The 18,521-nt window shown below is 65.9% G+C and carries 13 protein-coding genes; 5 read left to right on the top strand and 8 right to left on the bottom strand.

All coding sequences use genetic code 11. The features are described 5' to 3' along the window. Positions 1-249 precede the first annotated feature (249 nt). Positions 250-1,137 (top strand): MipA/OmpV family protein, encoded by an 888-nt coding sequence (locus GGD62_RS08050; RefSeq protein ID WP_183707903.1) that lies wholly within the window; start codon positions 250-252, stop codon positions 1,135-1,137. Positions 1,138-1,143: 6 nt separating this feature from the next. Then, positions 1,144-1,884 carry a hypothetical protein gene (locus tag GGD62_RS08045; protein ID WP_183707901.1) on the top strand — a complete coding sequence of 247 codons (741 nt, stop codon included), beginning with the start codon at positions 1,144-1,146 and terminating at the stop codon, positions 1,882-1,884. 15 nt (positions 1,885-1,899) lie between these two features. Here the strand turns inward: GGD62_RS08045 and garD are convergent, their stop codons facing one another. The 8 genes from garD to GGD62_RS08005 all read right to left on the bottom strand — a co-directional run bounded on the left by garD (position 1,900) and on the right by GGD62_RS08005 (position 13,360). Beyond that, positions 1,900-3,441, bottom strand: a complete 1,542-nt coding sequence (garD, locus tag GGD62_RS08040) for a galactarate dehydratase (protein ID WP_018317338.1) — start codon at positions 3,439-3,441, stop codon at positions 1,900-1,902. A 112-nt stretch (positions 3,442-3,553) separates the two neighbouring features. Beyond that, the gene (locus tag GGD62_RS08035; RefSeq protein WP_183707899.1) at positions 3,554-5,002 is read right to left on the bottom strand and encodes an aldehyde dehydrogenase family protein; all 1,449 of its coding nucleotides are present in this window, start codon (positions 5,000-5,002) and stop codon (positions 3,554-3,556) included. 21 nt (positions 5,003-5,023) lie between these two features. Next, positions 5,024-6,367 (bottom strand): glucarate dehydratase, encoded by a 1,344-nt coding sequence (gene gudD, locus GGD62_RS08030; protein ID WP_183707898.1) that lies wholly within the window; start codon positions 6,365-6,367, stop codon positions 5,024-5,026. Positions 6,368-6,391: 24 nt separating this feature from the next. Further along, positions 6,392-7,336 carry a 5-dehydro-4-deoxyglucarate dehydratase gene (gene kdgD, locus GGD62_RS08025; protein ID WP_018317335.1) on the bottom strand — a complete coding sequence of 315 codons (945 nt, stop codon included), beginning with the start codon at positions 7,334-7,336 and terminating at the stop codon, positions 6,392-6,394. Positions 7,337-7,465: 129 nt separating this feature from the next. Continuing rightward, on the bottom strand, positions 7,466-8,371 hold the full coding sequence (locus GGD62_RS08020; protein WP_018317334.1) for a LysR substrate-binding domain-containing protein: 906 nt from the start codon (positions 8,369-8,371) through the stop codon (positions 7,466-7,468). Positions 8,372-8,495: 124 nt separating this feature from the next. Next, on the bottom strand, positions 8,496-9,848 hold the full coding sequence (locus tag GGD62_RS08015) for an MFS transporter (RefSeq protein ID WP_183707896.1): 1,353 nt from the start codon (positions 9,846-9,848) through the stop codon (positions 8,496-8,498). A 390-nt stretch (positions 9,849-10,238) separates the two neighbouring features. Beyond that, complete coding sequence (locus GGD62_RS08010; RefSeq protein ID WP_018317332.1) at positions 10,239-12,191, bottom strand: hypothetical protein; 1,953 nt, start codon at positions 12,189-12,191, stop codon at positions 10,239-10,241. An 86-nt stretch (positions 12,192-12,277) separates the two neighbouring features. Continuing rightward, a complete protein-coding gene (locus GGD62_RS08005; protein WP_183707894.1) occupies positions 12,278-13,360 on the bottom strand; it encodes a YbhN family protein in 1,083 nt (360 codons plus the stop codon). 427 nt (positions 13,361-13,787) lie between these two features. Here GGD62_RS08005 and GGD62_RS08000 point away from each other — a divergent pair, with 427 nt between their 5' ends. From GGD62_RS08000 to GGD62_RS07990, 3 genes are all read left to right on the top strand, one after another. Next, positions 13,788-14,294 carry a ferritin-like domain-containing protein gene (locus GGD62_RS08000; RefSeq protein ID WP_183707892.1) on the top strand — a complete coding sequence of 169 codons (507 nt, stop codon included), beginning with the start codon at positions 13,788-13,790 and terminating at the stop codon, positions 14,292-14,294. A 289-nt stretch (positions 14,295-14,583) separates the two neighbouring features. Then, a complete protein-coding gene (locus tag GGD62_RS07995; protein ID WP_183707890.1) occupies positions 14,584-15,993 on the top strand; it encodes an MFS transporter in 1,410 nt (469 codons plus the stop codon). Positions 15,994-16,105: 112 nt separating this feature from the next. Next, the gene (locus GGD62_RS07990; RefSeq protein WP_183707888.1) at positions 16,106-18,505 is read left to right on the top strand and encodes an EAL domain-containing protein; all 2,400 of its coding nucleotides are present in this window, start codon (positions 16,106-16,108) and stop codon (positions 18,503-18,505) included. Positions 18,506-18,521 lie beyond the last annotated feature (16 nt).

Below are 18,521 nucleotides of genomic sequence, written 5' to 3'. Positions count from 1 at the left end.
CGAGCTTGGCGAATAAAAGGCAGATGCGAGTGGGGTGACCGGCAGTGCCGGCCAAAGTTTGGGCGCGTGAGTGCCTTCCGGCAATGTTCGGGCAATGTTGGTTCGATGGCGCACGCCTTGTGCGCGCCGGGAGCATCTTGGGGCGGTGGTTGTCGCCTTGCAATCTTGGGGCAATTTTGCCGGACCACATGCTGGAGCTCCAACCACACGAGTCGACCAGGCCAGGAAGGCCGGTCCGGGGCCCCCGTAATGAAGCATTTTGACGACGCCGCTCTTCGCCTCACGGTGAATGTGCGGCTCACGACCACCTTGCTCGCCGCACTCGGCGCGATCATGGCGATCCCTCAATCCGCATCGGCGCAGACCGCGTTCACGCTGCCGGCGCCTCCGTTCGAGCTGCCGATGCTGCCTTCGCCCTCCGGCAATTGGACGGTCATGGTCGGCATCGGTGGTGAGTACACACCGGATTTCGTCGGATCGAAGAACGGCAAGCTCATGCCGATCCCGATCTTCTCCATCCGCCGCGCCGGATCGATCGACCAGTTTCGGGGCCCGCGCGACAGCGCCAGCATCGCGCTGCTCGACGTCGGCAATTTTCGCGCAGGGCCTGCGTTCAAATACGTCACCTCGCGCAAGTCCGACAAATATGCCGAGCTGACCGGCCTTGGCGACGTCAAGGCCGCCTATGAGCTCGGCGGCTTCGTCGAATATTATCCGGTCGACTGGCTGCGCCTGCGCAGCGAATTGCGCCAGGGCATGGGTGGCCATACCGGCACCGTCGCCGACATCTCCGCGGACGTCATCGTGCCGCTGATTCAAAGGCTGACGATCTCGGCCGGCCCGCGCTTCACCTGGAAGAGCACCAACGCGACCGCGCCGTATTTCGGCGTCGATGGCGCGCAGGCTCTGGCGTCGGGATTGCCGACCTACAACGCCAAAGGCGGCGCTCACTCGGTCGGCTTCGGCAGCCAGGTCTCCTATCGCATCAATCCGCAATGGGAGGTCCACGCCTATGTCGAATACGAGAAGCTGCTCGGGGACGCCGCGGACAGTCCGCTGGTGAAGCTGCGGGGGTCGTCGAACCAAACCACCGTCGGCATCGGAGCGTCCTATTCGTTCGATTTCAGGATTCGATGAGCCGCCATGCGCCGCATTGCATTTCTATGGCTCGGCCTTGCAGCCGCTTGCGTCGCCCTCGGCGCCGCCGCTGCGTTCGAGACCCGCGCGAGCCGGCTCCAGGCGATCAAGACGGTCGGCATCGTCTCCGCCATCGGCGAGGAGATGAGCCTTTCACAGGCAGGCCTTACCAAGCTCGGCTCCACCGGGCAAAGCGCCTCGATCAGTGCATGGGGACTGGACGAGCTGATCGTCCAGCAGGCGACCAGGCTGCTGGGCGCACGCTATCGCGTTCAGGCCGTCAACTACACCCGCGCGGCGTTCGCCGCGATCCGGGATTCGGCGGTTACGCCCGTCAATCTGCTGCGGAGCGATCCGTTCAAGGAGCTGGTTCGCACCGATGTCACGCCCCAGGGACTCGATGCGTACATCGTCATTACCCGCGCGAGATCGAAACTCGGCAACGGCCGCAACGTCGAGGGTGTCGGGCTCGCCGAATACCGGACGCTGCTTGCGGACTACGGCCTGATCCACGCGCTGTACGAGGTCCGCGTCATCGACGGCAAGACGTTCGACGTGATCGAAAAGCGGGCGGCCGCGCCGCTCGACAACACCGGGACCCTGAGGATCGCAGGCCCCAGCGGGCCGATCGACGGGACAATTGACGGTCCGGCTTCGAGCGAACGGCTGCGCGCGGCGATTGCGGATCTCATCACGCGCAGCCTGCCTGTCACGCTCGATGACATGCACCTGATCGGTGGTCAGTGAAGCCGGCTGGCGGCCTCAGGTCACCGGCGCGGGGTTGAACAGCGTCAGATCGTTGTGGATGCCCCAGCGGTCCGACCATGGCTTGGTGCGGCCGGAGGCGACGTCGAGGATGAGACGGAACAGGTCCCAGCCGGTCTCCTCGATGGTCTTCTCGCCGGTGGCGATGCGGCCTGCGTCGAAGTCGATCAGGTCTTTCCAGCGGCGGGCAAGCTCGCTGCGGGTCGCGACCTTGATCACGGGTGCGGCCGCAAGGCCGTAGGGCGTGCCGCGGCCGGTGGTGAACACCTGCAGCGTCATTCCGGAGGCGAGCTGGAGCGTGCCGCAGATGAAATCGGAGGCGGGGGTTGCCGCGAACAGCATGCCCTTCTGCGTCGCCTTCTCGCCGGGCGAGAGCACGCCGGTGATGGCGCTTGATCCGGACTTGACGATCGAGCCGAGTGACTTCTCGACGATGTTGGCGAGGCCGCCCTTCTTGTTGCCGGGCGTGGTGTTGGCGCTGCGATCGGCGCCGCCGCGCGCGAGATAGGAATCGTACCAGGCCATCTCGCGCACCAGCGCGCGGCCGACGTCCGCGTTGATGGCACGGCGGGTGAGCAGCTGGATGGCATCGCGCACCTCGGTCACTTCCGAGAACATCACGGTGGCGCCGGCGCGCACCAGGAGGTCCGCGGCGAAGCCGACGGCAGGATTGGCGGTGACGCCGGAGAACGCGTCGCTGCCGCCGCATTGCAGGCCGATCACCAGATCGGACGCCGGGCAGGTCTCGCGGGTGCGCGTGTTGAGGATTTTCAGCCGCGCCTCCGCCTGGGTCATGATCGCGTCGACGATCGCACCGAAACCGTCGAAGGCTTCGTCCTGCATGCGCACGATGGCATCGCTGACGCCCTCCGGCACCAGCCGCTCCGGTGCGAGCTTCTCGCAGCCAAGGCCGACGACCAGGATCTCGCCGCCGAAATTCGGGTTCAGCGCGATGTTCTGCAGCGTGCGGATCGGCACTACCGCGTCGGGTGCGGTGATCGCGACGCCGCAGCCATAGGCGTGCGTCAGCGGCACGACGTCGTCGACGTTGGGGTATTTCGGCAGCAGCTCGGCGCGGATGCGCTTCACCGCGTATTCCATCGTGCCCTTGACGCATTGCACGGAGGAGGAGATGCCGAGGATGTTCTTGGTGCCGACCGATCCGTCCGGATTGCGATAACCTTCGAACGTAAAGCCTTCGAGCGGCGGCAGCGGCGCGGGGACGGCGGTCGAGATTTCGAGCTTGTCGAGGTCGGGGGCATCCGGCATGCGAATGCGCGCCTCGTCGACCCATTCGCCGGCCAGGATCGGCGAGAGCGCGTAGCCGATCACCTCGCCATACCGGACGATCGGCTGATCTTGCGCGATGTCGACCAGCGCCGTCTTGTGCCCCTGCGGCACGAAGGCGCGCAGCGTCAGGCCGCTGGCAAAGCGGGAGCCGGCGGGAAGCCCGAAATCATTGACCACAATCGCGACATTGTCGCGCTCGTTGAGCTTGATGTAGCGGGGCTGCTCTTTCGCTGCGACGTCCTGGTCCATGGGAGGACTCCGTCTTGTAGGGCGGGTTAGCCGAAGGCGTAACCCGCCACTTCTTTCGATGCTGAAGATAGGAGGCGGGTTACGCTTTGCTAACCCGCCCTACGATCGTGCATCAGCCCGGGAACGTATAAGCCGTCTTCACCGTGGTGTAGAACTCGCGCGCGTAGGAGCCTTGCTCGCGGGCGCCGTAGCTCGAGCCCTTCCGGCCGCCGAACGGCACGTGATAGTCGACGCCGGCGGTCGGCAGGTTGACCATCACCATGCCGGACTCGCTGTTGCGCTTGTAGTGCGAGGCGTATTTCAGGCTGGTGGTGCAGATGCCGGAAGCGAGGCCGAACTCGGTGTCGTTGGAGATCGCCAGCGCTTCCTCGTAGTTCTTGGCGCGGATGACGGCGGCGACCGGGCCAAAAATCTCCTCACGCGCGATGCGCATGTTGTTGTTGGCCTCGGTGAACAGCGCCGGCTGCAGGTAGTGGCCGGGCGTCTCGCGCTTGAGCAGCTCGCCGCCGAAGGACAGCTTGGCACCCTCGTCCTGGCCGATCTTGATGTAGCGCAGGTCCTGGTCGAGCTGGCTCTGGTCCACGACAGGGCCGATATGCACGCCGGCCTTGAGCGCGTCGTCGACCGACAGCCCGTTCAGGCGCTCGGCCACCGCCGCGACGAAGCGGTCATGGATGCCTTCGGTGACGATCAGGCGGGAAGAGGCGGTGCAGCGCTGGCCGGTCGAGAAATAGGCGCCGTTGACGGCGACTTCGACGGCGGTCTTGAGGTCGGCGTCGTCGAGAACGACCAGCGGATTCTTGCCGCCCATCTCGAGCTGGAACTTCTTCATCGGGTTCGAGAGCACGCAGGCCTGCGCGATCTTGCGTCCGGTTTGCACCGAGCCGGTGAAGGAGATCGCGGCCACATCGGGGTGGTCGAGCAGGGTCTGGCCGACGACGGAGCCGGAGCCGACCACGAGGTTGAACACGCCGGCGGGAATACCGGAGCGTGTGATGATCTCGGCCAGCGCGTGGCCCGAGCCGGGCACCAGCTCGGCCGGCTTGAACACCACGGTGTTGCCGTAGCAGAGCGCGGGCGCGATCTTCCAGGCGGGGATCGCGATCGGGAAATTCCAGGGCGTGATCATGCCGATTACGCCGACCGGCTCGCGGGTCAGCTCGACGTCGAGGCCGGGACGCACCGAGGCGCCCTTCTCGCCGATCAGGCGCAGCGCCTCGCCGGCGAAGAACGCAAAGATCTGGCCGGCACGCGCGACCTCGCCGATGCCCTCAGGCAGCGTCTTGCCTTCCTCGCGCGCGAGCAGGCGGCCGAGCTCTTCCTTGCGGGCGAGGATCTCGAGGGAAATCTTGTTCAGCGCGTCGAAGCGTGCCTGCGGCGTTGACTGCGCCCAGGCGGGGAAGGCGGCCTTGGCGGCGGCGATCGCCTTCTCGGTCTGGGCCTTGTCGGCCTTGGCGTATTCGCCGACGACGTCGTTGGTGTTGGAGGGGTTGATGTTCTTGGTGACGCCGGAGCCATCGACCCATTCGCCGCCGATGAAGTTCTTCAGGATCGCAGTCATCTTTTCCTCCGAGGAAGTATTTTAACGCACGAGGCACGGACGCTTGTCGTCAAAGGTCCAGCCGGGGATCAGGTCCTGCATGGCAATAGCGTCATCGCGGGCACCGAGTCCATGCTGCTTGTAGAGGTCATGCGCCGCGTCGATAGCGGCCCTGTCGATTTCGATACCCAGGCCCGGCCGGTCCGGGACGGCAATCTTGCCGCCCTTGATCCGGAGCGGCTCCCTGGTGAGCGCCTGGCCGTCCTGCCAGATCCAATGGGTATCGATCGCGGTGACCTTGCCGGGGGCGGCGGCGCCGACATGGGTGAACATGGCCAGCGAAATGTCAAAATGGTTGTTGGAATGCGAGCCCCAGGTCAGGCCGTTGTCACGGCAGGTTTGGGCCACCCGCACCGAGCCCTGCATGGTCCAGAAATGGGGATCGGCCAGCGGAATGTCCACCGCGCCCAGGCGCAGCGCATGGGAGAGCTGCCGCCAGTCGGTGGCGATCATGTTGGTCGCGGTCGGCAAGCCCGTGGCGCGGCGGAACTCGGCCATGATCTCGCGGCCGGAAAAGCCGCCTTCCGCGCCGCAGGGGTCCTCGGCATAGGCGAGGATGCCGTGCATGTCCTTGCAGAGGCTGATTGCCTCGTCGAGCGACCAGGCGCCGTTGGGGTCGAGCGTCACGCGCGCGCTCGGAAAACGCTTTGCGATCGCGGTGACGGCCTCGATCTCCTGCTCGCCGCGCAGCACGCCACCTTTCAGCTTGAAGTCGGCGAAGCCGTAATGGTCGTGGGTGGCTTCCGCGAGCCGCACCACGGTCTCCGGCGTCATCGCTTCCTGATGGCGAAGGTCGAACCATTCCGCCTTGCCGGTTTCGCCGCTGACGTAGTCGAGCCTGGACTTGCGGCGATCGCCGACGAAGAAGAGATAGCCGAGCGTCTCGACGCTCTTGCGTTGCTGGCCTTCGCCGAGCAGCGCGGCGACGGGCAAGTTGAGATGCTGGCCAAGCAGATCGAGCAGCGCGGATTCGATCGCGGTGACGGCGTGGATCATGACGCGAAGATCGAAAGTCTGCTTGCCGCGGCCGCCGGCGTCGCGGTCGGCGAAGGCGGTGCGGACGTCGGCGAGGATGTTGTTGAGCGCGCCGACGGTCTTGCCGATCACGAGATCGCGGGCATCCTGGAGCGTCTGCCAGATCTTCTGCCCGCCCGGCACCTCGCCGACGCCGGTGTGGCCGGCATTGTCGGTGAGGATGACGATGTTGCGGGTGAAGAACGGCGCATGCGCGCCGCTCAGATTGAGGAGCATGCTGTCGCGGCCCGCGACCGGGATCACCTGCATCGCCGTGACGACAGGTGCGCCAGAGATATCGGTCAGGGCCATCGCTCGCTCCTCGCTGTTGTCGTCCTATTCTGCCGCTTGTTGTGTCGATCGGATGGCGGGCAGATTCTTCACCAGCGCGGTCACTTCCGCGATCTCCTGCTCGGTGAGGTCGGTGAGCGGCGGGCGGACCGGGCCGGAGTCGCGGCCGATCACCTTCATGCCGGCCTTGATGATCGAGACGGCATAGCCCTTCTTGCGGTTGCGGATCGCGATCAGCGGCAGGATGAAGTCCTTCAGCCCGGCCTGGATTGTGGCGTGGTCACGCTTGCGCACCGCGGCGTAGAAGTTGGTGGCGAATTCCGGCACGAAGTTGAACACCGCCGAGGAATAGGTCGTCACGCCCATGTCGAGATAGGGCAGCGCGAAGGTCTCGGCGGTCGGCAGGCCGCCGACATAGGTGAGACGATCGCCGAGCTTGGTGTAGACGCGGGTCATCAGCTCGATGTCGCCGATGCCGTCCTTGTAGCCGACGAGGTTCGGGCAGCGCTCGGCCAGCCGCGCCAGCGTGTCGGGCTGCAGGATCGCGTTGTCGCGGTTGTAGACGATGACGCCGATCTTCACGGCGGCGCAGACCGCCTCGACATGGGCGGCAAGGCCCTCCTGCTCGGAGTGGGTGAGGTAGGGCGGCAGCAGCAGCAGGCCGTCCGCGCCGGCCTTCTCCGCGCCGATTGCGATCTCGCGGGCGATCGCGGTGCCATAGCCGGTGCCGGCGAGCACGGGCACGCGGCCCTTGGTCTCGTCGACGGCGACCTTGACGACTTCAGGGACCTCGGTCGGCGTCAGCGAGAAGAATTCGCCGGTGCCGCCGGCGGCGAACAGGCCTGCGACATCATAGCCGCACAGCCAGTCCATGTTGGCGCGATAGGTCGCCTCGTCGAAGGAGTAGTCAGCCTTGAAGGGCGTGACGGGGAAAGACAGGAGGCCAGATCCGATCTTCTGGGCCATTTCCTGCGGGGTCATCTTGCTCATGGGCGCGGCTCCCTCATTGCGTGTTGTGGAGGACGCAAGCAGAAGGCTGCGCGTCCATGCGCCGTGGTTTAGGAGACCGTTCGATGCGGGTCCAAGCCAAAGCCTATATCGACCGATGCGAAATCAGCATCAATCTTCCGCGGGCTCCGCAGAGGCCAGTTCGCCGGCGATTTTGACCAGCGCCGACAGCAGCGGATTCTCGTCGTCGCGGCGCCAGACCATGAACAGCTCGACGGGGACGCGCGTGCGCAGCTTCAGCGGGCGCAGGCGCACGTCGGAAATCTTCAGGCTGGCCGCCGCCGCCGGCACGATGGCAAGGCCGAGGCCGGCGCGCACCATGGCGAGGATCGAGTGGATCTGGCTGAGATGCTGGACGTAGCGCGGCAGCACGTCGGCACGGGTGAAAAGCGCCACCAGGAGATCGTGGAAGTAGCGGCTCTCATAGGGCGAATACATCACGAAGGGCTGGTCGTCGAAATCCTTGATGGTGATGCTGTCGGCATTCGCCAGCGGATGCTTTTTCGGGATCGCGGCGAGCAGCGGCTCGGCGACGACGCGGCGGCTGGTGAGCTCGGGCCGCGCGATCGGCGGCCTGAGCAGGCCGGCGTCGATCTGGCCCGACGTCAGCGCCTCGAACTGGTCGCCCGACACCATCTCCTTCAGCGAGAAATCCACCTCGGGCAGTTTGGCGCGGCAGGCCGCGACCAGTTCGGGCAGGAAGCCATAGGCCGCTGCCGCGGTGAAGCCGATCTTCAGCGAGCCGGTCTTGCCGAGCGCGATGCGGCGGGCGACTTGCGAGGCGCTTTCGGCGAGCTTGAGGATGCGCCGCGCCTCCGGCAGGAAGCTACGCCCGGCCGGCGTCAGGCGCACCGAGCGGCTGGTGCGCTCGAGCAGCGGCGCATCGATGATGTGCTCGAGCACCTGGATCTGCCGGGACAGTGGCGGCTGGGTCATGTTCAGCCGCGTCGCGGCGCGGCCGAAATGCAGTTCCTCCGCCACCGTGACGAAACAGCGGAGCTGGTTGAGGTCGAACATCGATACATGCCTTAGATGGATAAGGCGTTTCCCCGGTACTTCTAGCATCGATCATCCCCAAAACAAAGACGGCGGCTTTTTGGGCCGCCGTTGAGTTGCCTGGTCAAGCTCCCATCGGGAGCCCTCAGGAGGAACGTTTGAGCGTCACCCGCTCGATCTTGCCGACGATGACGAGATAGGCGAACGCCGCCACCAGCGCGTTGAGGCCCACGAACACCAGCGCGCCGTTGAACGAGCCGGTCGCGGCGAGGATGTAGCCGATCACGATCGGCGTGGTGATCGAGGAGAGATTGCCGAAGGTGTTGAACAGGCCACCGGAGACGCCGCCGGCTTCCTTTGGCGAGGTGTCGGAGACGACCGCCCAGCCGAGCGCACCGATGCCCTTGCCGAAGAAGGCGAGCGCCATGAAGCCGACCACCAGCGCCTGTCCGTCGACATAGTTGCAGGCGATGATCGACATCGACAGCAGCATGCCGCCGACGATCGGGATCTTGCGCGCCATGGTCAGCGAGCCGGTCCGGCGCAGGATCGCATCGGAAATGATGCCGCCGAGCACGCCGCCGATGAAGCCGCACAGCGCCGGCAGCGTCGCGACGAAGCCGGCTTGCAGGATCGACAGGCCGCGCTCCTTGACCAGGTAGACCGGGAACCAAGTCAGGAAGAAATAGGTCAGCGTGTTGATGCAATACTGGCCGAGATAGACGCCGAGCATCATGCGGTTGGAGAGCAACTGGCGGATGTGGTCCCAGCCGGAGCCGGCCTCTTGCGCACGCTCGCGCAACTGATCATTCTTGGGCGCGTCGAGATCGACCAGCGCGCCGCCTTCCTTGATGTAGTCGAACTCGGCTTCGTTGATCGAAGGATGCTCCTTCGGGCCGTAAATGGTCTTGAGCCAGACGAAGCCCATGACGATGCCGAGCGCGCCCATCACGAAGAACACGAAGCGCCAGCCATAGGCATGTGCGATCCAGCCCATCAGCGGCGCGAAGATCACGGTGGCGAAATACTGTCCCGAATTGAAGAAGGCCGACGCGGTGCCGCGCTCGTTGCCCGGAAACCACGCCGCGACGATGCGGGCGTTGGCGGGGAAGGAGGGCGCTTCCGCGACGCCGACAAGGAGGCGGAGCGCGAACAGCACGACAACAGCCGTGCCGGCGCTGAGGAAGCCGACCCAGCCCTGCATCAGCGTGAACAGCGACCAGATGATGATGCTGAAGGCATAGACGAGGCGCGAGCCATAGCGGTCGAGCAGCCAGCCGCCCGGGACCTGCGCCGCGACATAGGACCAGCCGAACGCCGAGAAGATCCAGCCCATGGCGACGGGATCGAGATGCAGCTCCTTGGACAGCGCGGGGCCTGCGATCGACAGCGTGGCGCGGTCGGCATAATTGACGGTGGTGACCAGGAACAACATGGTCACGATGAACAGCCTGACGCGAGACCTTCTCACGTCCGCTGCGGACACCACTGCGCTCATCAGGCGCCTCCTCAAGTCGAAATGTTTCCTCGATCCGACTCCTAGAGGCGCGCGCGGCAAAGTGTCCAAGCTCAAGGGGGTATCGATCGATACCGTTTTTGGATTGATGAAACGGCAGGTAGCGGGGAACGATGCTGGCGCGGAGTGAATGTGCGAGCACCAAGCACTCCGCTGTCGTTCCGCGCGAAGGCGGGGAATCCAGTACGCCGCAGCCTCGATTCAAGACTGCCGTCGCGTCGTACTGGATCGCCCGGTCAAGCCGGGCTGCGACACCGAGGTGCGTGGACGTTGCGCGTAGCCCGCATGAGCGAAGCGATATGCGGGGAGATGGCTCCGGATGTCGCTGCGCTCATCCGGGCTACGACTCGCAAAAAGGAGTCTTCGCGCGCGCTACTGCTTTGCGCTCGGCAACAGCTGCGGCAGAAATCCGCGCGTGACGCCCGGCGGCACGGCATCGAGCCCGAGCACGGCGCTCGCGGCCGGCAGCGCCGCATCCGCCATCGCCGCATGCCCTTCCGCGCTCGGATGCACCGCGCCGCCATAAACGGCGGAGAGCACGCCCCAGGTGGCGTCGTGAATGTCGGTCGGCTGGCTCGCCGCCGGCAATCCCTGCGGATAGGTCATCGCGGCAAAATAGCTGTCATTGGCGTCACGGATCCAGCGCGCGCGGGGCAAATAGGCGCGGTATTCCGAGGCGCCGCGGCCGCACAGCATCGGCTGGCTCGCCGCGCTCACGATGTCTGGATTGAAGCTCTGGCCGTTCTCGGCAAAGCAGCTGCGGTCGAATTCGGGGTCGTTGCCGGAATGGGCGCAGAAGCCGTGATCGGCGAACGCCGCCTGATGCGCATCGACGAAGGTCATGCGGTCGGCTTCTGGATCGCGGCACAGCGCGCCGCGGGTGCAGGTGGCGAGCCCCTTCAGCTGCGGCAAGAACTCGGTGTCGACGAAGGTCGAGACGCGGGCAAGACGCTGCGGATCGGCGTTGAAGGCCGGATGGATGTCGAAGCCGGCCCGGCCGCCGCGGCAGGGCACGCCGCCGTCGGCGAGCGCGGGGTTGGCGTAGGAGACATAGACGACATGCGAGAGGTCGCCGCCGACCAGCGGCTTGAGCGCCTCGCGCAGCTTGACGAAGTTCTGCGGCAGTTCGCGCGCCAGCGCATCGCGGGAATCGTCGACGCTCGCCATCACGCCGGAGCGGCGGAACAGCGCGCGCTCGGTCGCGGTCTCGACGATCACGTCGGCAACGAGACCGGAGAAATAGACGTCGTTGGCGCCGACAGAGAGCAGCACGAGGTCGAGCGTGCGGTCGGGCTGGCGCTTCTTCGCGGCGGTGAGCGCCTCGCGCAATTCGGCGACTTGCGCGTTCACGCTGGTGTTGCAGACACCGGTCTTGCCGGGCGGGCATTCGCGGGCGCGCTGCGAGCCGAGCAGGCCGTCGCCGATGCTGGCACCGGTGCAGGCGAGCGGCAGGTAGGTCACTGCGATGTGGGTGTAGCGCACCGCGAGTGCGAGGGCGGTGCGCGTCTGGTAGCTGTAGAGCGAGCGGTGGCAGGGCGAGTTGAACCAGAGCGCGCTGTAGCGCTGCCAGTTGGCCAGCGTGTCCGGCGCCTCGCAGGCGCGGCCGCCTTTGAAGCCGTGGCGGCTCGGCCGGTAGTACTGCGCGCCGGCGGTGCCCAGATAGGAGCGGAAGCAAAACCCTTCGTCCGACAGCGCCAGCGGCCGGTCCGGATTGCCTTCGCCGGAGGCGATGCTGTCCCCGAGGCCGGCGACGAAGATGTCGCGGACCTGGATCTCGGTCTGGACGCGCTGGGTCGGATCGGAGCCGGAGGAGACGTCGACGGTCGCGACCGTCTGCTTGCCGTAGCGGACGCGCAAATTGATCGGCTCGGCGCAGTCGAAGGTCGATTGTTGTGGCCCGTCGCCGTCGTCGAACGACCAGGCGCAGGTGGCGCCGACCGGCACCGCGCCAACGAGGCGGACGGTGACGGGGTGATCGATCGGGGTGAGGTAGTTTTCCTTGGTGTTGTCGCGGGTGCAGGGCTGGTTGACCCGGCCCTGGAGGTCGATGCAGAGCCGGTTGACCATGTTGCGGGCCCAGCCGCGGCCTTCGCTCTGGAGCTCCAGCGATTGCTCGGCGGCCAGGATGCTGCGGTTGCGGGCGTTCTCGACATGGAGCAGGAAGTCGCGCTCCTCGCGGAACAGCCGGAAGCGGTTACGCACCTCCCAATTGATCTGCAGGGCGCCGGTGTCCTGAGCGCTAGCGCGCTCGGGCGGCATGGCCGTCAGAATCCCGGCAAGCAACAGGGCGCCTGCGGAAAGGGTACGAAGGAATACAGGGATCATGGCCCGCGTCTTCAACGGCAAAGTTGAGGCGGAAATAAGAGAGCATTGCTCCGCCGCCCGCAACCCCGCCGGGTCCAGATCGTGGCCTACCGCTTGTTGGCCTGGCGCAGTATCCGCTCGCGCTCCATCGGCGTCACCTGCTTGGGCAGATTGGCCTGCGCGCAGGCCTCCGCCAGCCGCCGCCGCTCCTGCCAGGGCTCGACCACGTTCATCCAGAGCTCGCGCGTGCCCATGATCGAGATGGCGAGGCCGAACGGGATCACGAAATAGAGAAGGCGGAACACCAGCAGCGTCGCCAGAAGTTGCTCGCGGCCGAATTCGGGCAGCGCCAGCAGCATGGCGGCATCGAACACGCCGATCGAGCCGGGGGCATGGCTGGCGAAGCCGAGCAGCGTCGCCAGGATGAACACCACCGCCAGCGACATGAAGTCGATCGGCGGATTGGCCGGCATCAGCAGGTACATCGCCGTGGCGCAGAAGCCGAGATCGACCACCCCGATCAGGATCTGGACCAGCGTCAGCGGCGCCGACGGCAGCACCACCTTCCAGCCCTTCTGGCCGAGCTCGCGCCGCTTCTCGCCCATGCAGAGCCAGACCAGATAGGCACCGATCGAGGCGAGGCCGCCGAGCGCGATCAGCCGATTGATCGAGGAGGGGAGCTGATCCATCGAGGACGCCGCATCCGGATGGATCGCCATGCCGATCGAGAGCACGAAGATGTTACCGAGCCAGAAGGTCAGGCCCGACAGGAAGCAGATCTTGGCGACGTCGATCGCGTTCAGCCCGTAGTCCGAATAGATCCGGAAGCGGATCGCGCCGCCGGTGAAGACCGTGGCGCCGATGTTGTGGCCGATCGAATAGGACGTGAAGCTGGAGAGCGCCGCAATGCGGTACGGCACGTGCTTCTTGCCGATCGTTCGCAGTGCAAAAAAATCGTAGAAGGTCAGCGTACAGAACGCAAAGAACACGCAGATCGCCGCCAGCCCGATGCTCCCGCGGGGAATCTCGGTTAACGCGGTCAGGATGACCCCGGTATCGATGCCCTTGAGGGTTTGCACCAGCGAGGTGATCGCGAAGGCGATGATGAAGACGCTCGCGGCTACTCCAAGCCGTCGCCAGCCGATCCATCTCTTGAAGCCGCGTTGCAGCGCGGGCAGCAGTCCGTGCATTCATCCTCCCGGCGGGGGGCAAGACCGACCAGGCCAGACATTGGCCAGTCGGGTACGATCACGGCCAAAAGCAGGCATCGATCGCGGGGCATGATCCAGCTCATTTAAGGCAAAAACACCGGCTTGTGCAGCCCTTGACAACAATTGGTTCTGCGTCGGACCGGTCACTTTTGTCATACGCGGTTCACATCTGCGGCGCGTTAAGCATATGAGTCGTGAAACCGGCTCGGCCCGCGCGTTTCGTATGCCGACACCATTTCAGATGCCGCTGCCGTTCGCATTGTTCCAGCGCAAGCCATCCGGGTCTTTTTGGAACGTCGATGCCGCGTGTCCGTTGGGCCCCATCAGCAACCGAACATGGCGGAATAAGCGGCTTTTCGTGCAAGCCGCTGCCTTCGTGTTCCACAAAACCGAAGAGGACGGAACGATGGGACTGTTCACAAAAGACATCAAGACCATGAACGACCTGTTCGTGCACCAGCTCCAGGACATCTATTACGCCGAGCAGCAGCTGACCAAGGCGCTGCCGAAGATGGCCAGTAAGGCCACCGATCCGCAGCTGAAGCAGGGCTTTTTGACGCACCTTGAAGAAACCAAGCAGCACGTCGCGCGGCTCGAAGAAGTGTTCAAGATGCACGGCGTCCCCGTGAAGGCGGTCGATTGTCCGGCGATCGACGGCCTCATTGAGGAGGCCGACGAGACCGCCGGCGAGGTCGCCGACAAGGCGGTGCTCGATGCCGCCCTGATCAACGCGGCGCAGGCCGCCGAACATTACGAGATCGTACGCTACGGCAGCTTGATCGCCTGGGCCAAGCAGCTCGGCCGCAATGACTGCGCGACCGTGCTCGCCAAGACGCTTGAGGAGGAGAAGGCGACCGACAAAAAGCTGACCACGCTCGCCGAGAGCAAGGTCAATCTGCGCGCGGCGAGCTGATGAAGGTAAAGCGACGGGCGCGCCGCGCGGCTATCCGTGCGGCGCTCTCGCCACATATGCTCTGTCATCGCCCGCCTAGTGCGCGATTGCGCACAGGGGCGGGCGATCCAGTATTCCAGAGTCAATAATGGGATACGGAGAAGCCGCGGCGTACTGGAATCCCCGCATGCGTCGGTCACGACACCGCTTGTAAGGCGAGTGCTCGCAGCATCCATCCTTCGTCCATTATCGAAACATGACTGCGCAATGAGAGCGTATATTTCGCATGGGGCTGCAATCGAGGTGCAGCATGCGAGCCACCACCATCAAACATGAAATCTTTCAGGACAGGACCGGCGCGTCGCGCGCCGCTTCGCCTCTTGCGACCTCGCTCACGCTGGCCGCGATGAGCCTCGGCTACGGCGTGGTGCAGCTCGACGTCACCATCGTCAACACCGCGCTCCATGCGATGGGCCGGACGCTCGGCGGCGGTGTCGCCGAACTGCAATGGGTGGTCAGCGCCTACACCATCGCGTTTGCCGCCTTCATCCTGACGGCAGGCGCGCTCGGCGACCGCATCGGCGCCAAGCGCGTCTTTATGGCGGGGTTCGCCATCTTCACCGCGGCCTCGTTCGCCTGCGCGCTGTCGCCCAATGCCGCCGTGCTGATCGCGGCGCGGCTGGTGCAGGGGCTGGCGGCGGCGATCCTGGTGCCGAATTCCCTCGCGCTGCTCAATCATGCCTATCCGGACGAGCGAGCGCGCGGCCGTGCCGTCGCGGTCTGGGCTGCCGGCGCGAGCCTTGCGCTCACCGCGGGCCCCTTTGTCGGCGGTGCGCTGATCACGCTGGTCGGCTGGCGCGCGATTTTCCTGGTCAATCTGCCGATCGGGCTCGCCGGCCTGTGGCTGAGCTGGCGCTACGCCAGCGAAACCACGCGGGCCCGCTCGCGGGAGATCGATCTGCCCGGCCAGCTTGCCGCGATCGGCGCATTGGGGGCGCTGGCGGGCGCCATCATCGAAGGCGGTGCGCTCGGGTGGGATCATCCGGCCGTGATCGCAGCCTTTGTCGGTGGCGCAGGTCTCGCCGCGCTCTTCATCTGGCGCGAGAGCCGCGCGGCGCAGCCGATGCTGCCGCTGTCGCTGTTCCGCCAGAGGCTGTTCGCGCTGACCTCGCTGGTCGGCCTGCTCGTCAATATCGCGATCTACGGCCTCATCTTCGTGCTCAGCCTGTATTTCCAGCGGATCAACGGGTTGTCGGCGTGGTGGACCGGGCTTGCCTTCGTGCCGATGATGGCGGCGGTGCTGCCGGTCAATCTGCTGGCGCCGCACCTCGCCGAGCGCATCGGCCCGTGCCCGACCATCGTGGTCGGTGCCAGCGCGTCGGCGCTCGGCTGTCTCGGTCTGCTGTGGATCGCGGCTGATACGAGCTATTGGATGATCTGCGCGCAGATGATCGCGATCAGCGGCGGACTTGGGCTGCTGGTTCCGCCGCTGACCTCGACCTTGCTGGGCAGCGTCGACAAGGCGCGCTCCGGCATCGCGGCCGGCGTCCTGAACGCGACGCGGCAAACCGGCAGCGTCCTCGGCGTCGCGCTGTTCGGCTCGCTGGTGGCCGCGGAGGGGGCGTTCATGGCGGGGCTGCATCTGTCGCTGGTCGTGTCCGCATCCGTCCTGCTGCTCGCTGCCGTCGCGATCGGCCTCGGTGCGCCGGCGCGAGGATGAACAATCCGAGTGAATGGGCACATCTTCCGTTCACCATTGCCGCAACAGGCGCGTAGCCAGTTACCACCTGTCCACCTCTGTTGGTTCAACTGCGGGTCAATAGGGGCCCGCGATGTATCAAGTTCTCTACTGTCTCACCGAAGAGCACGATTGGCGGCTCGTCGCGCTAGGCGGCGCGGTGTGTCTGCTCGCCAGCGCGGCGGCGATCAGCCTGTTCCACCGGGCGCGCGCGACCAACGGTGTCGGACGCCTGGCCTGGCTCGGCCTCGACGCCGCCGTCAGCGGCTGCGGCATCTGGGCGACGCATTTCATCGCAATGCTCGCCTACGGGCCGGGCGGCGCCGGCGCCTACAATATCCCGGTGACGATCCTGTCCTTGATCTTTGCGATCTCCGTGACCTTCGTGGGGCTGAGCATCGCCGTATCGTCCTCGCGGGCGGTGTGGATCGCCCTCGGCGGTGCCATCGTCGGCACCGGGGTCGCGGCGATGCATTACACCGGCATGGCGGCGCTGGAGCTACCGGCGCGCGTGGACTGGATCGGAAGCACGGTCGCCGTTTCGGTGCTATCAGGAATCGTCTTTGCGGCACTTGCACTGTTCGTGGCCGCGCGGCGCGACGACCTGTTCCATGCGCTGACCGCGACGGTCCTGCTGACCGTCGCCATCGTCGCGCATCATTTCACCGCCATGGGCGCGGTGCTGCTGACGCCTGATCCGACGCTCGCGATCGGCGGCCTGTCGATCCCGCCGGCCTCGCTGTCCTTCCTCACGGCCAGCGCCGCGGTCGCGATCATCGCGATCGCGCTGGTGGCTGCGCTGCTCGACCGCCGCGCCAAGGGCGAACTGGGCGCCCAGCAAATGGTGCTGGATACGGCGCTCGAGAACATGTCGCAGGGTCTGTGCATGTTCGATGCAGACGGCAAGATCATGCTGTTCAACGAGCGCTATGCCGCCATGCTCCGTCGCACCGACATTGCGCTGACCGGCCGCCTGCTGGTCGACGTGCTCAGGGAGGAGCAGGCCAAGGGCCAGTGGCAGGGCGATGCGGATCAATTCTTCGCCCGCCTCGTCGCCGACGCGCGCGAGGGGCGCACCACGACCGACATCGTCAGCCGGTTCGGCCGCTCCATCCGGGTGGTCAACCAGCCGATGCAGGGCGGCGGCTGGGTCGCGACCTTCGAGGACATCACCGAATGGCTCGAGGCGCAGGCCAAGATCTCGCACATGGCGCGCCATGACGCGCTGACCAGCCTGCCGAACCGCGTGCTGTTCCACGAGCAGCTCGAGCAGGGACTGCGGCGCACCAGGTCGGGCGATCAGCTCGCGGTGCTTTGTCTCGATCTCGATCACTTCAAGGACATCAACGACTCGCTCGGTCATCCCATCGGCGATGCGTTGCTGAAGGAGGTCGGCCGCAGGCTGACGGCCGCCGTCGGCGAGGGCGACACCGTGGCGCGACTGGGCGGCGACGAGTTCGCCGTGGTCCAGATCGGTCGGTCCGAGGAAACCGCTGCGAGATCGCTTGCGGGCCGCCTCGTCGAGGTCATCTCGGCGCCCTACGAGATCGACGACCATCAGATCGTGATCGGCGTCTCGATCGGCATCTCGCTGTCGCCGCAGGACGGCAGCGATCCGAGCGAATTGTTGAAGAACGCCGACCTCGCGCTCTACCGCGCCAAGGCGGACGGCCGCGGCACCTACCGCTTCTTCGAGACCGGCATGGACGCGCGCGCGCAGGCGCGGCGCCTCCTGGAAATGGACCTGCGCGCGGCGGTGCAGCGCGACGAGTTCGAGGTGTATTACCAGCCGATCCGCGACGTCGCCAGCGGCCGCGTCGTCGCCTTCGAGGCGCTGCTGCGCTGGAACCATCCGCAGCGTGGCCTGATCGCACCCATCGACTTCATCCCGCTGGCCGAGGAGACCGGACTGATCGTCCAGCTCGGTGAATTCGTGCTGCGCTCGGCCTGCATTGATGCGGCGAGCTGGCCTGATGATGTCGACCTCGCCGTCAACCTGTCGCCGGTGCAGTTCAAGAATCCGAACCTGATCGCATCCGTTATCGCGGCGCTCGCCGCCTCGGGACTCGACGCGCGCCGTCTCGAGCTCGAGATCACCGAATCCGTGCTGCTGCAGAACAGCGAGGCGACGCTGACCACGTTGCACGAACTGCGCGCCATGGGCGTGCGCATCTCGCTGGACGATTTCGGCACCGGCTATTCGTCGCTGAGCTATCTGCGCAGCTTTCCGTTCGACAAGATCAAGATCGACCGCTCCTTCGTGTCGGAGCTGGCGACGCGCGAGGATTCCATGGCGATCATCCGCGCCGTGACCGGGCTCGGCCGCAGCCTCGGCATCGTCACCACCGCGGAAGGCGTTGAGAACGACACGCAGCTCGAGCTGCTCAGGCGCGAAGGCTGCACCCAGGCGCAGGGCTATCTGTTCAGCAAGCCGCGGCCCGCCTCCGACGTGGCGGTGATGCTCAACCGCCCGCGGCTGCTGGCCTCGGCTTGAGGGAGACTATTGTTTG

The sequence above is a fragment of the Bradyrhizobium sp. ERR14 genome, from assembly GCF_014198235.1.
Lineage (GTDB): Bacteria > Pseudomonadota > Alphaproteobacteria > Rhizobiales > Xanthobacteraceae > Bradyrhizobium.
The sequence above is the reverse complement of the archived record's forward strand: the minus strand, read 5'-3'. Positions and strand labels throughout refer to the sequence as shown.

Coding starts and splice junctions, on each gene's coding strand:
- GGD62_RS08050 (WP_183707903.1), top strand. CDS start 250: ATGAAGCATTTTGACGACGCCGCTCTTCGCCTCACGGTGAATGTGCGG.
- GGD62_RS08045 (WP_183707901.1), top strand. CDS start 1,144: ATGCGCCGCATTGCATTTCTATGGCTCGGCCTTGCAGCCGCTTGCGTC.
- garD (WP_018317338.1), bottom strand. CDS start 3,441: ATGGACCAGGACGTCGCAGCGAAAGAGCAGCCCCGCTACATCAAGCTC.
- GGD62_RS08035 (WP_183707899.1), bottom strand. CDS start 5,002: ATGACTGCGATCCTGAAGAACTTCATCGGCGGCGAATGGGTCGATGGC.
- gudD (WP_183707898.1), bottom strand. CDS start 6,367: ATGGCCCTGACCGATATCTCTGGCGCACCTGTCGTCACGGCGATGCAG.
- kdgD (WP_018317335.1), bottom strand. CDS start 7,336: ATGAGCAAGATGACCCCGCAGGAAATGGCCCAGAAGATCGGATCTGGC.
- GGD62_RS08020 (WP_018317334.1), bottom strand. CDS start 8,371: ATGTTCGACCTCAACCAGCTCCGCTGTTTCGTCACGGTGGCGGAGGAA.
- GGD62_RS08015 (WP_183707896.1), bottom strand. CDS start 9,848: ATGAGCGCAGTGGTGTCCGCAGCGGACGTGAGAAGGTCTCGCGTCAGG.
- GGD62_RS08010 (WP_018317332.1), bottom strand. CDS start 12,191: ATGATCCCTGTATTCCTTCGTACCCTTTCCGCAGGCGCCCTGTTGCTT.
- GGD62_RS08005 (WP_183707894.1), bottom strand. CDS start 13,360: ATGCACGGACTGCTGCCCGCGCTGCAACGCGGCTTCAAGAGATGGATC.
- GGD62_RS08000 (WP_183707892.1), top strand. CDS start 13,788: ATGGGACTGTTCACAAAAGACATCAAGACCATGAACGACCTGTTCGTG.
- GGD62_RS07995 (WP_183707890.1), top strand. CDS start 14,584: ATGCGAGCCACCACCATCAAACATGAAATCTTTCAGGACAGGACCGGC.
- GGD62_RS07990 (WP_183707888.1), top strand. CDS start 16,106: ATGTATCAAGTTCTCTACTGTCTCACCGAAGAGCACGATTGGCGGCTC.